The sequence below is a fragment of the Delftia sp. JD2 genome, from assembly GCF_001682645.1.
Lineage (GTDB): Bacteria > Pseudomonadota > Gammaproteobacteria > Burkholderiales > Burkholderiaceae_C > Comamonas > Comamonas acidovorans.
This window is the reverse complement of record NZ_LFJT01000099.1, coordinates 1-12,638: the sequence shown is the minus strand read 5'-3', so window position 1 is coordinate 12,638 and position 12,638 is coordinate 1. Positions and strand designations below refer to the sequence as shown.

Annotated in this window: 8 protein-coding genes and 1 riboswitch; all 8 genes read left to right on the top strand. The window is 71.9% G+C overall.

The window, feature by feature from the left end; genetic code table 11:
* The first annotated feature begins 146 nt into the window (after positions 1-146).
* A riboswitch (cobalamin riboswitch) is annotated at positions 147-428 on the top strand.
* Positions 429-555: 127 nt separating this feature from the next.
* Genes ACM14_RS29220 through ACM14_RS29185 form a run of 8 tightly spaced genes read left to right on the top strand, consistent with a single transcriptional unit; the run spans position 556 to position 12,628 of the window.
* Positions 556-2,796 (top strand): TonB-dependent receptor, encoded by a 2,241-nt coding sequence (locus ACM14_RS29220; RefSeq protein ID WP_065348093.1) that lies wholly within the window; start codon positions 556-558, stop codon positions 2,794-2,796.
* A 10-nt stretch (positions 2,797-2,806) separates the two neighbouring features.
* Positions 2,807-3,748 carry an ABC transporter substrate-binding protein gene (locus tag ACM14_RS29215; protein WP_065348092.1) on the top strand — a complete coding sequence of 314 codons (942 nt, stop codon included), beginning with the start codon at positions 2,807-2,809 and terminating at the stop codon, positions 3,746-3,748.
* Positions 3,745-4,767: an iron ABC transporter permease gene (locus ACM14_RS29210; protein ID WP_065348091.1), complete on the top strand. Its 1,023-nt coding sequence runs from the start codon at positions 3,745-3,747 to the stop codon at positions 4,765-4,767. The genes ACM14_RS29215 and ACM14_RS29210 overlap by 4 nt, the downstream gene beginning before the upstream one ends.
* Positions 4,764-5,528, top strand: coding sequence for an ABC transporter ATP-binding protein (locus ACM14_RS29205; protein ID WP_065348090.1), 765 nt, complete (start codon positions 4,764-4,766; stop codon positions 5,526-5,528). Before ACM14_RS29210 ends, ACM14_RS29205 begins: the two co-directional genes overlap by 4 nt.
* Before the next feature lie 4 nt (positions 5,529-5,532).
* Positions 5,533-6,555, top strand: a complete 1,023-nt coding sequence (locus ACM14_RS29200; protein ID WP_065348089.1) for an LLM class flavin-dependent oxidoreductase — start codon at positions 5,533-5,535, stop codon at positions 6,553-6,555.
* 27 nt (positions 6,556-6,582) lie between these two features.
* Positions 6,583-7,632, top strand: a complete 1,050-nt coding sequence (cobW, locus tag ACM14_RS29195; protein WP_065348088.1) for a cobalamin biosynthesis protein CobW — start codon at positions 6,583-6,585, stop codon at positions 7,630-7,632.
* Between the two features lie 29 nt (positions 7,633-7,661).
* Positions 7,662-11,483 carry a cobaltochelatase subunit CobN gene (gene cobN, locus ACM14_RS29190; RefSeq protein WP_065348087.1) on the top strand — a complete coding sequence of 1,274 codons (3,822 nt, stop codon included), beginning with the start codon at positions 7,662-7,664 and terminating at the stop codon, positions 11,481-11,483.
* Positions 11,480-12,628, top strand: a complete 1,149-nt coding sequence (locus tag ACM14_RS29185) for an ATP-binding protein (protein ID WP_065348086.1) — start codon at positions 11,480-11,482, stop codon at positions 12,626-12,628. The genes cobN and ACM14_RS29185 overlap by 4 nt, the downstream gene beginning before the upstream one ends.
* Positions 12,629-12,638 lie beyond the last annotated feature (10 nt).

The following is a 12,638-nucleotide window of genomic DNA, read 5'->3' as shown; positions in this document are numbered from 1 at the left end:
TGGTTCGCGGCCGGCTACCTGCAGGCCCGCCTGGCCAGCAGCGCGCGCAGCAGCCGCCGCGCGCTGCGGGCGCTGGCCCGGGTGCCGGGCTTCTGGGCTGGGCGATAATCCGCCGCTGGCGCACCGCCGCAGCCCCTGGGCCGTGGCGGTGCGCTGTTGCTGAAGGTGCCCCATGCCGTTCACCGGCCAGGGGTTCAACGGGAAGCAGGTGCGCGATGCCATCGAGGTGGCCGCTCGCAATGCCTGCGCTGCCCCCGCAACGGTCAGCGGAATACAACTCCCCACGCGGACGCGCCCCAAACCACGCGCCGCAAGCCACTGTGTCCTTCTCGGACATGGGAAGGCGGGGATGCCTGCCGCAGCGCGCCCACCCTGCGCGCCGCAGCGTTCCGCAAGCCCGGATACCGGCCTTCTGCATTGCTTTCGGACGCCGCGGGAGTGCGCCTGTCCGGTCCGGCCCCAGCCTGCGCTGCCGTGGCCGGCTCCGGCGTGCGCGCTGTGCGGCGTGGTTCAGACGATAGGCCCCGCGGGTGAGTGGGGCAGTTGGGTCAACGCATGCGCTTCGCTTCCTCGGCCGCCGATTCCTCCGGCCTTCTCTCTGTTCTCCCTCTTGTCTCCAGCCTGCGGCCCGCAGCGGCCGCCGTCCTGCTGGCCAGCTGCGCTGCAGCGGCCGGCGCCGCGCAGGAGCCGGCTTCGGGCCGATCCACGGACTCCGCCGACGATGCGCTGGACGCCGTCTTCGTGACCGCCACCGCGCGGCCCGAGGCGCGCAGCCGCATCGCGGGCACCACGCAGACCATCGACCGCGAGGCCATAGAGCGCTCCAGCGCGCGCTCGGTCACCGACCTGCTGGCCGAGAACGCCGTGGGCTTTCTCAGCGAATGGACGGCAGCCCAGACCTCGATGAACCTGCGCGGCGCCTCCACCGACGGCCAGGGGCGCGACTTCCGCAGCCAGGTGCTGGTGCTGGTCAACGGCCGGCGCGCGGGCACGGCCAACCTGTCCAAGCTCAGCCCCTCGGATGTGGAGCGCATCGAGATCGTGCGCGGCCCGTCCTCGGTGATCTACGGCAGCCAGGCCATGGGCGGGGTGGTCAACATCATCATGAAGACGGGGGCGACCGCGCCTGGCACGCGCGCCCAGGTCCAGGCCGGTTCATGGGACCTGTGGCGCACTGATGCGCAGACGGCCGGCGCCAATGACCGCTTCGACTGGTACTTCGGCGTGAGCGCAGGCGGGCGCGGCGACTACGAGTCGGGCGACGGCGGCACGCGCATGGAGAACACGGGCTGGAAGCGGCGCGGCGCCAGCGGCGCCCTGGGCTGGCAGCTGCACGAGCTGCACCGCGTGGAGCTGCAGCTGCGCACGGACGGCATCTACAACGCGGGCTTTCGCGGATCGGGCGCCAACATCTACAGCCGAGACAACCGCAGCAACCGCTCGCTGGACCTGACCTACGAAGGTGCACTGCCCGGCCAGCGCCTGAGCTGGACGACCCACCTCTACAGCCTGGTCGATACCGATGAGTTCAACTGGGCATCGCCCGTGATCCGCTCGGGCAACAGCGCCGTGCCCGGCACGGCGCGCGACTACAACCACCGCCAGCTGGACGCCACGGGCCTGCGTTTTCAGCCGCGCCTGCGTGTCAGCCAGACCAATGACCTGCTGATGGGCTTTGACTGGGAGCGCAGCAAGCTGCGCTCCGACCGCCTGCGCGTGGCCATGCCGGGCGGGCCGGCGGGCCAGGTCGCGCCCTACGACAACAACCAGACCGAGCAGGTGCATGCGCTGTACTTCGAGGACGCGCAGACCCTGTTCGACGATCGCCTCACGCTGCGTGCCGGCCTGCGCAAGACCTGGGGCACGACGCGTTTCGACGATACGCCCAACCTCGCCCTGGCCCAGGCCAGCACGCGCGACTACGACAACCACACCTGGTCGGCCGGCGCCACCTGGAAGGCCACGGACCGGCTCACGCTGCGCGCTGCGGCCTCCACGGGTTTCCGCGCGCCCACGGCCACGGAGCTGGCCTCGGACTTCACGGCCGTCGGCGGTGGCCGCACCTTCGGCAACCCCAACCTCAAGCCCGAGACCAGCCGCCAGATCGAGGTCGGCGCCGCGCTGCAGCAGCCCGGCTGGCGCGTGGATGCGGCCCTGTTCCAGAACACCATCAGCGACCGCATCATCACCGTCTCGCGCGGGGCCACGACCAACACCTCGGACTACGCCAACAACGCGGCCGACATCGTGGCGCGCGGCCTGGAAATGCAGGCCGACATGGACCTGGCGCGGGCGCTGAACCTGACGGGCCACCAGCTCAAGGCCTGGGCTGGCGGCTACTACCACTTCAGCATGCGCGACAAGGGCTCGGCCGCCTCGGCCAATACGGACAAGGTGCAGCGCATGTACCGCTACGAGGCCTCGGCCGGCGTGCGCTACGGCCAGGGCAGCGGGCGGTTGCAGGGCGACTGGAGCCTGCAGCTGTCCACGCTGCTGCGCGGTCCCATGTGGTACGACACGGAAGAGGCGCTGCTCATCCCGCAGGGCGAGCCCAGCAGCACCTTCATCCACCGCAAGGGCGCCTTCACCATCTGGAACCTGCGTGCCGACTACCGCGTGTCGCGCGGCGTCAAGCTGTTCGCAGCCGTCAACAACCTGTTCGACCTGAACCGCCATCCCATCTTCATCGCGCTGGACCGTGCGCCCTGCATCGCCAACCCGGCGTACCAGAACGGCGGCTGCGGAACGTCGATGGCGGGGCGCGAACTCATGGTCGGCCTCCAGGCAGAGTTTTGAGGACCACGGCATGAGGCAATCCAGCACCACGCGCCGCCAGTTGCTGCGCCAGGGCGCGGCGGCGGCCCTGGGCTGCGGCCTGCCCGCGGCCTGGGCCGACACCGTCGCTTCAGGCGGTCCGGTGGTGCTGCAGGATGCGCTGGGCCGGCGCGTGGAGATTGCCGCGCCGCCGCAGCGCATCGTCTCCATCTTTGCCTCCAACACCGAACTGGTGGCCGCGCTGGGCCTGCTGGACCGCGTGGTGGGCGTGGAGGATTTCACGCGCTTTCCACCGGGCGTGGAGCGCATTCCCAAGGTGGGCGGGCGGCTGGGGTTTTCGGTGGACGCCGTGGTGGCGCGCCAGCCGGACCTGGTCATCGTCACGCCCGCGCGCCAGGCGGCGCACCAGCTGGTCGATCCCATGGAGCGCATCGGCGTGCCGGTGATGGTGCTGCTCAGCCGCTCGCTGGCCGAGGTGATGGACAACCTGCGCCTGGTGGCCCGCGCCACGGGCGTGCAGGCGCGCGGCCAGGCGCTGGCCCTGGCGCAGGAGGCGCGGCTGCTGCGCGTGGACCGGCAGGTGGCCGGCCAGCCCCGGCCGCGTGCCCTCATGGTCACGGGCCGGCTGGGCAACGGCATGCTGCTGGCGGCCCGGCCGGGTACCTATACGGGAGAGGCCATGGTGCGCGCGGGCGCTTCGTTCGCGCTGGACGGCCTGGGCACGGTGCCCCAGGTCTCGCCCGAGGCCGTGCTGGCCGCCGACCCCGATGTGCTGCTGTTCGCGGGCACGCAGGAGGCCATGCAGGACCTGATCGGCCAGCGCGGCTGGCGCGACCTGCGTGCCGTGCGCGCGGGCCGGGCCACCACGGTGGCGCGTGCCGAGTTCCTGATTCCCGGGCCGCGCACCTTCGGCGGCGTGGAAAAACTCTCGCGCTGGCTGCACCCTGCGGCCTGGGCCGGGGAGGCCGCATGAATTCCCTTTCACATCCACCTGCGTGGCGCCCCTGGGCCGGTGCGGTCCTGCTGCTGCTGGCCAGCCTGCTGATCGCCGCCTGCGCGGGCCACCAGTGGGCCAGCCCGGCCGACCTGCTGGCCGCGCTGGGCGGCGAAGACAGCCTGCGCAGCCGGCTGCTGCTGCAGTGGCGCGTGCCGCGCGTGCTGGCAGCCGCCCTGGTGGGCGCGCTGCTGGGCCTGTCGGGCGCCATCTTCCAGGGCGTGTTCCGCAATCCGCTGGCCGAGCCCTATCTGCTGGGCGCCTCGGGCGGCGCGGCGCTGGGGGCGACTGTCGCCCTGCTGGTTCCCATGCATCTATTGTTCGGCCTGCCCCAGGCATGGACGCTGCCCGTGCTGGCCTTTGCGGGCGCCTGGGGCTCGACCATGCTGGTGCTGGCCGTCTCGCGCGTGGCCGGTGCCACCGATGCGGCCGGCATGCTGCTGGCCGGCGTGGCGCTGGCGGCCGTGCTGGGCGCGCTGCGCTCGTTCCTGATGCTGGCGCTGTCCGATGAGACGGTGAGCCTGCAGGTGGTGCTCAGCTGGGTGCTGGGCGGCATACAGACGCCGTCCTGGAGCGGGCTGGGCCTGCTGGCCGGTGCCTCCCTGGCCTGCCTGGCCGGGGCCATGGCGCTGGCGCGCGGGCTGGACCTGCTGGGCCTGGGTGCCGATGCGGCCCAGGGCTTCGGCCTGGATGTGGCGCGCTTCACGCCGCTGGCCGTGCTGGCCGGCTCGCTGGTGGTGGCCGTGGCCGTGGCCTATGGCGGGCTGGTGGCCTTCGTGGGCCTGGCTGCGCCGCACATCGCGCGCTGGATGGCGGGACCGCTGCACCGCGCGGCCCTGCCGGCGTCGGCGCTCACGGGCGCCATCATCGTCACGCTGGCCGATGCCATTGCGCGCAGCGTGCTGCCGCCGGCCGAGATCCCGCTGGGCCTGGTCACGGCCGTGGCGGGCGGGCCCTTCTTCATCGTGCTGCTGGCGCGCAGGCTGAGGTCCGCATGAACGGTGCCATCCCTTGCGCCCCACCGCGCCTGCAGGCCCGGACCCTCACGCTGCGCCACCGTGGCCGCAGTGTGCTCGACGCCGTCTCGCTGCATTTGCCCGCCTGCGGCGCCGTGGCCCTGGTGGGGCCCAATGGCGCGGGCAAGTCCAGCCTGCTGTCCCTGCTGGCGGGGCTGCAGGCGCCTGCATCCGGCAGCGTGCTGCTGGACGGGCAAGACATTGCAACCCTGCCCGTGGCCGAGCGCGCACGCCGCGTGGGCTACATGCCCCAGCGCTTTGCGCCGCACTGGGACCTGACGCTGGCCGAGCTCATGCACATGCGGCTGGCGGGCCGGGGTGATGTCGAGGCGGCCATTGCCGGCGCCGGGCTGCAGGATTTCACGCGCAGGCGCTGGTCCACGCTGTCCGGCGGCGAGCAGGCGCGTGCCCTGCTGGCCACCGTGCTGGCCACCGACCCGCCCGTGCTGCTGGCCGACGAGCCCGGCGCCGCGCTGGACGTGCGCCACCGCCTGGCCCTGGTGCAGGCGCTGGCGCAGCGTGGGCGCGAGCGGCTGGTGCTGGTGGTCATGCATGACCTGGACCTGGCGCTGGCGCACTTCGGGCGCGTCATCGTGCTGGACCAGGGGCGCATTGCGCTCGATGGGGCCCCTGCCGAACTGCTGCATGCGCCGGGGCTGGATGCCGTGTTCGGCGTGGATTTCGAGCGCATCGACGCACCTCCGCAAACCTTGCTGCGCGCGCGGCTGAAACAGGAGAACTGAACCCATGCGCATCGATCTGGCCGGCTGGACGCGCGACGCCACGCGCGGCGGGCACCGTGAATTCCTGGCGCTGTTCGAGCGCGCCGAGCGCCTGGGTTTCGAGGGCGTGTGGTTCAACGAATTCCGCGTGCCCGATACCGCCTGGCCCTATCCCTCGCCCCTGCTGCTGGCCGCCGCCGTGCTGGCGCGCACCGAGCGGCTGCGCGTGGGCACCTCGGTGCTGGTGCTGCCGCTGCACCACCCGCTGATGCTGGCCGAGGAGATTGCCCAGCTGGACCTGCAAAGCGCCGGCCGCATCGACGTGGGCGTGGGCCGGGGCACGGAGCCGGCCGCGCTGCGCGCCCTGCAGATCGATGCGGACAGCACGCGCGAGCGCTTCGAGCAGTCCTGCCGCATCCTGGTGGAGGCGCTGTCGGGCAGGCCCATCGCAGCGGGGCAGGGGCCGTGGCGCTTCGAGGACCGACCCGCCCTGCCTTCGACCGTGCAGCGCCCGCATCCTCCCTTGTATGTGGCCGGCTCCACGGCAGAGACCCTGGGCTTTGCCGTCGATCAGAATCTGCCCCTGCTGCTGAGCCTGGAGCCGCCCGAAGGCATGCAGCTGGAGCGCCTGGAGGCCGCTGCCCGAGAGCGCGGGCGCGATGCCGCCGCGCTGCGTGCGCGTTCATCGCTGGCGCGCTATGTCTGCATCGGTGCCGATGAGGCCGCCGTGCAGGCCCAGCTGGCCACGATGTGGCCGCAGCTGTACCAGCGCCGCGTGTACTTTGCGGGCAAGCGCGGCGTGCCGGCCGACCAGGTGCTGCCCATCGATGTGCCGCGCGTGCTGGCCGAGCAATTCATCCATGGCACGCCCGAGCAGTGCCATGCGCAGATCACCGCCTTGCGCGAGCGCACGGGCATGGGCCAGCTGCGCTGCGTCTTCAACGCCAACGGCCTGTGGAGCGATGCCCAGGCCCTCGCCGGCATGGAACTGTTTGCGCAGGAGGTTCTCCCTTCATTGCGCCGCGCCGTGCCTTTCGCCACCGTCTGACTTCCTCTTTTTTCTGGAGAACCTTCCATGCAAACCGCCAAGATTCCCGCCACCATCGTCACCGGCTTCCTGGGCAGCGGCAAGACCACGCTGCTGCGCCACATCCTGGACAACGCAGATGGCCGGCGCATTGCCGTCATCGTCAACGAGTTCGGCGAGCTGGGCATCGACGGCGAGATCCTCAAGGGCTGCGGCATCGGCTGCGACGACGAGGGCAACGAGCGCGAAGGCGCGCTGTACGAGCTGGCCAACGGCTGCATGTGCTGCACGGTGCAGGAAGAGTTCTTCCCCGTGATGCGCGCGCTGGCCGAGCGCCGCGACCAGATCGACGCCGTGATCATCGAGACCTCGGGCCTGGCCCTGCCCAAGCCCCTGGTCCAGGCCTTCCAGTGGCCCGAGATCGCCAACGTGTTCACCGTGGACGCGGTGGTCACCGTGGTGGATACGCCGGCGGCCGCCAGCGGCCAGTTCGCCGCCAATCCCCAGGCCGTGGACGAGCTGCGCCGCGCCGACCCCAACCTGGACCACGAATCGCCGCTGCACGAACTCTTCGAGGACCAGCTGGGCGCGGCCGACCTGGTGGTGCTCAACAAGGCTGACCTTGCCGATGCCGAGGCCCTGGCGCGCGTGACCGCCCTGGTGCGCGAGGAGCTGCCGCCCGAGGTCAAGATCGTGCAATCGTCCCAGGGCCGCCTGCCGCTGGACGTGGTGCTGGGCCTGGCCAAGGCGGCCGAGACCACCATCGACCAGCGCGTGAGCCACCATGACCACGACGAGGACCATGACCACGACGACTTCGACTCCTACGTGATCGACCTGCCCGCCGTGGACCGCGACCGCCTGCTGGCCGCGCTGGAGACGCTGGTGGAGCAGCACAGCATCCTGCGCGTCAAGGGCTTTGCCGACATTCCGGGCAAGCCCATGCGCTGGCTGCTGCAGGGCGTGGGCCGCCGCTTCGACCACCATTTCGACCGCGCCTGGCGCGAGGGCGAGCAGCGCGGCACGCGCCTGGTGTTCATCGGGCAAGACCTTGATGAAGCAGCGCTGCGCAAGGGCCTGGAGAATGTGGCCGCCTGACCTTCCGATTCCGCACTGAAACCTGTTCCATGCACCTGCTGTCCACGCGCCCCGGCGGCTTCGTCGAGGACGAGAGCATCGTCACCCGCCTCGACCAGACGCCGGCCGACATCGTCATCCTGAGCTCGGCCGACACCACGCTGGCCCTGCTGTCCTCGGCCGTGGCCGCGCTGGCCGGGGCGTCGGCGGACTTTCCTTCGGTGCGGCTGGCCAATCTGCTGTACCTGCGCCAGCCGGCCTCGCTGGACCTGTATGTGGACGAGGTGCTGCGCCATGCGCGCGTGGTCATCGTGGACCACCTGGGCTCGGAGTCGGCCTGGCCCTACGGCATCGAGCAGATCGGCTCGCTGGCGCGCCGCAAGGGGCAGCGCCTGGCCATGTTCTCGGGTGACCTGCAGGAAGACCCGCACCTGCTGGCGCGCAGCACGCTGCCGGCCGCCGCCTGCCGCCAGCTGTGGCAGTACCTGCGCTCGGGCGGCGCGGCCAATGCGCGCGAATTCCTCAAGGCCACCGTCTACCACGGGCTGGACCGGGGCGATGCGCCGCTGCCGCCGCGCACCCTGCCGCAGGCAGCCGTGCACGTGCCGCCTGCGCTGTTCGAGAACGCACCCAACCCTGCCCAGGTGCAGGCCCATGACGTGGCCGGCATCGACGACCTGCAGCGCGCCTGGACGCCGGGCGCGCCCACGGTGGCCCTGGTGTTCTACCGCTCCCACCTGCTGGCGGGCAATACGGCAGCCTTCGACGCCATGGCCCTGTCGCTGCAGCAGCGCGGCATGAACCCGCTGCCCGTGGCGCTGGACTCGCTCAAGGACCCGCTGTGCCTGGCCACGCTGCGCCAGCTCTGCGAAGACCATGCCGTGCAGCTGGTGCTCAACACCACGGCGTTTTCGGCGCTGGAATCGGGTACGGCCCTGGCCGGCGATGCGCCCGTGCTGCAGGTGATCGCCAGCGGCGGCAACCGCGAGGACTGGTGGGCCGACAGCCAGGGCCTGCGCCCGCGCGACATCGCCATGCAGGTGGTGCTGCCCGAGATGGATGGCCGCATCATCACGCGCGCCATCAGCTTCAAAGGCCTGTCCCACCGCTGCGCCTTCACCCAGGCCGACGTGGTGGCCTACCAGCCCGAGCCCGACCGCGTGGACTTCGTGGCCGACCTGGCCTGGCGCTGGTGCCGCCTGCGCAGCCTGCCCGCGCGCGACAAGCGCCTGGCCCTGGTGCTGGCCAACTATCCGGGCAGCGAAGGCCGCATCGGCAGCGGCGTGGGGTTGGATACGCCGGCCTCGGTGATCGCCATCCTGCAGCACCTGGCGGCCGAAGGCCATGAGCTGGGCGACCCCGCGCAGCTGCCCGCCGATGGCCAGGCGCTGATGCACACCCTGCAGCAGGGCATTGCCAACGACCCGGCCCAGTGGCCGCTGCGACCGGCCTGGCAAAGCTATGCGCTGGACGAATACCTGGCACGCCTGGCCGCGCTGCCGGACGGCATGGCCGACGCCATCACGGCGCGCTGGGGCGCGCCCGAGGCCGACCCGCTGCTGCGCCAGGGCCGCTTCATGATCGCGGGCCTGCGCCTGGGCCATGTCTTTGTCGGCATACAGCCGGCGCGTGCATTGGTCGGTAAAGGCATGGGCGCGCAGGACTATGCGAGCTACCACGATGCCGAGCTGGTGCCTCCCCACAGCTACCTGGCCTTCTACTTCTGGCTGCGCGACCGCTTTGCCGTGGACGCCATGGTCCACGTGGGCAAGCATGGCAACCTCGAATGGCTGCCGGGCAAGAGCCTGGCGCTGTCGGGCGCGTGCTGGCCCGATGCCATCCTCGGCCCGCTGCCGCACCTGTACCCCTTCATCGTCAACGATCCCGGCGAAGGCGCCCAGGCCAAGCGCCGCAGCCAGGCCGTGATCATCGACCACCTGATGCCGCCGCTGACGCGCGCCGAAAACCACGGCCCGCTGCAGGACCTGGAGCGCCTGGTGGACGAGTACTACGACGCCCTGCTGGTCGATGCGCGGCGCGGCGCGCTGCTGCGCCGCCAGATCCTGGACATCGTGCGCCGCCAGCACCTGGACCAGGAGCTGGACCTGGCGCCCGGTGCCGCGCAGGACGACGATGCCGTGCTCGAACGCATAGACGCCTACCTGTGCGAGCTCAAGGAAACCCAGATCCGCGATGGCCTGCATGTCTTCGGCGCCTCGCCTCAAGGCCGCCAGCGCCGCGACACGCTGCTGGCGCTGGCGCGCTTCCCGTCGGACGAAGGCCAGGGCCTGATACAGGCGCTGGCCGCCGACCTGCTGGACAGCCCCGAGTTCGACCCGCTGCGCATGGAGCCTGCACGCCCCTGGACCGGCGCGCGTCCCGCCGCACTGCAGGCCGTGAGCGACGAGCCCTGGCGCCATGAGGGCGACACGCGCGAGCGCCTGGAGCTGCTGGCCCAGCAGTTGCTGGAAGGTGAGGCCCCGGCCGGTGACTGGCCGCAGACACGCGCCGCGCTGCAACAGGTGCACGCCGTGCTGGCGCCCGCGCTGGATGCCTGCGGCGGCGAGGAACTGCGCCAGCTGCTGCGCGGGCTGCAGGGCCGCTTCGTGCCGCCCGGGCCCAGCGGATCGCCCTCGCGCGGGCGGCCCGACGTGCTGCCCACGGGGCGCAATTTCTATACGCTGGACACGCGCGCCATTCCCACTCAGGCCGCCTGGGAGCTGGGCCAGCAGGCCACGCTCAGGCTGCTGGAGCGCTACCTGCAGGAGCACGGCGAATACCCGCGCACCCTGGGCCTGTCGGTCTGGGGCACGGCCACCATGCGCACGGGCGGCGACGACATTGCCCAGGCCTTTGCGCTGATCGGCGTGCGCCCCAAATGGGCGCCCGGCAGCCAGCGCGTGGTGGACTTCGAGGTGGTGCCGCGCGTGGGCATGGGCCGGCCGCGCGTGGATGTGACGCTGCGCATCTCGGGCTTCTTCCGCGATGCCTTCCCGGGCGCCGTGCAGATGTTCGACGCGGCCGTGCAGGCCGTGGCCGCGCAGGACGAAGACGCCGAGGACAACCCCATACGCGCGCGCATCCTGGCCGAGGCCGAGCAACTGCAGGCGCAGGGCATGGACGCCGTGCAGGCCCGCCTGCAGGCCGGCTGGCGCGTGTTCGGCGCGCCGCCCGGCCACTATGGATCGGGCCTGGGCGGACTGTTCCAGAGCGGCGACTGGCAGGGCGATGCCGACCTGGCCCAGGCCTACCTGGGCTGGAGCCAGCACGCCTACGGCCAGGACGCAGAGGGCGTGCCCGCAGGCGACGCGCTGCGCCGCCGCCTGGGCGAGCTCGACGTGGTGGCCCACAACCAGGACAGCCGCGAGCACGACATCCTCGACTCGGGCGACTACTTCCAGTTCCAGGGCGGCATGGCCTCGGCCGTGCGCCACCTCTCGGGCCGCCAGCCCGCGCTCTACCACGGCGACCACGCCAACCCGGCCCAGCCGCGCGTGCGCTCGCTCAAGGAGGAGATTGCGCGCGTGGTGCGCTCGCGCGTCACCAATCCCAAGTGGATGGACGGCGCCAAGCGCCACGGCTACAAGGGCGCCTTCGAGATGGCGGCCACGGTGGACTATCTCTTCGGCTTCGACGCCACCACGCAGCAGGTGGGCGACCACCAGTACGCCCTGGTGGCCGACGCCTATGTGCTGGATGCGGCCACGCGCGACTTTCTCGTGCAGCACAATCCGCAGGCCCTGCGCGACATGCTGGAGCGCCTGCTCGAAGCCATGCAGCGCGGCCTGTGGGAGCAGCCCGGCGACTATCGCCAGCAGCTGGAAGACCTGCTGCTGGAACATGAAAACCATCTCGAAGGATTGCGCGGATGACCGCATCTCCTGACCTGGGCAGCGGCGCCCAGCCCGCGCTGCCGCCGCTGTTTCCCTTTGCCGCCATTGCCGGCCAGCCCCTGCTGTGCCAGGCGCTGCTGCTGGCCGCCATCGACCCGCAACTGGGCGGCGTGCTGATCGAGGGGCCGCGCGGTACGGCCAAGTCCACGGCCGCGCGCGCGCTGGCCGAGCTCATCGATGCCGCGCCCTTCGTCACGCTGCCGCTGGGCGCCTCGCTGGAGCATCTGGCCGGCTCGCTGGACCTGGGCCAGGCCATGGCCGGCCATGCACTCAAATTCGCGCCCGGCCTGCTGGCGCGCGCCCATGGCGGCGTGCTCTATGTGGACGAGATCAACCTGCTGCCCGATGCCCTGGTCGATGTGCTGCTGGATGCGGCTGCCAGCGGCGTCAACGTGGTCGAGCGCGACGGCATCTCGCACCGCCACGCGGCGCGCTTCGTGCTGGTGGGCACCATGAACCCCGAGGAAGGCCAGCTGCGCCCGCAGCTGCTGGACCGCCTGGGCCTGTGCGTGCGCCTGGCCAATGTGGAGGATGCGGCCCAGCGCCAGGCCATCGTGCGCGCGCGGCTGCTGTTCGATGCCGACCCGGCCGCCTTCCGCGCCCGCCATGCAGACGCCCAGGCCGCGCTGGCCGCGCAGCTGCGCACGGCACGCGAGCGCCTGCAGCCGGCCGGCGCGCTGCCCTGGTCCGACGCGGTGCTGCAGGCCGCAGGCGCGCTGTGCATTGCCGCCCAGGTGGACGGCCTGCGCGCCGACCTGGTGCTGCTGCGCGCCGCCCGCGCCTGGGCCGCCTGGCTGGGCGATGCCGAGGTCAGGCCCGACCATGTGCAGGCCGTGGCCGAGCTGGTGCTGGTGCACCGCCGCAAGCCGGGGGCGCCGCAGCCACAGCCGCAGCCGCAGCGGCCATCCCCACAGCAAGCGCCATCGAATCCGCCTTCGCAGTCGCCGGCACAAATCCGGCCGCCTGCAGAATCCACGGCCAACGGCGCAGGCGACAGCCCGCCCTCCGAGGCTGACTGGGGCGCCATGCCGCCCGCGCCCGTGGGCCTGCTGCGTGTCGCCGTGCCCTCATTGCTGGCCCGCGAGGCCGCAAAGGCGGGAGCGCCCGCCACAAAAAAAGCCTGAGCCCTCGCGG

Coding starts and splice junctions, on each gene's coding strand:
- ACM14_RS29220 (WP_065348093.1), top strand. CDS start 556: ATGCGCTTCGCTTCCTCGGCCGCCGATTCCTCCGGCCTTCTCTCTGTT.
- ACM14_RS29215 (WP_065348092.1), top strand. CDS start 2,807: ATGAGGCAATCCAGCACCACGCGCCGCCAGTTGCTGCGCCAGGGCGCG.
- ACM14_RS29210 (WP_065348091.1), top strand. CDS start 3,745: ATGAATTCCCTTTCACATCCACCTGCGTGGCGCCCCTGGGCCGGTGCG.
- ACM14_RS29205 (WP_065348090.1), top strand. CDS start 4,764: ATGAACGGTGCCATCCCTTGCGCCCCACCGCGCCTGCAGGCCCGGACC.
- ACM14_RS29200 (WP_065348089.1), top strand. CDS start 5,533: ATGCGCATCGATCTGGCCGGCTGGACGCGCGACGCCACGCGCGGCGGG.
- cobW (WP_065348088.1), top strand. CDS start 6,583: ATGCAAACCGCCAAGATTCCCGCCACCATCGTCACCGGCTTCCTGGGC.
- cobN (WP_065348087.1), top strand. CDS start 7,662: ATGCACCTGCTGTCCACGCGCCCCGGCGGCTTCGTCGAGGACGAGAGC.
- ACM14_RS29185 (WP_065348086.1), top strand. CDS start 11,480: ATGACCGCATCTCCTGACCTGGGCAGCGGCGCCCAGCCCGCGCTGCCG.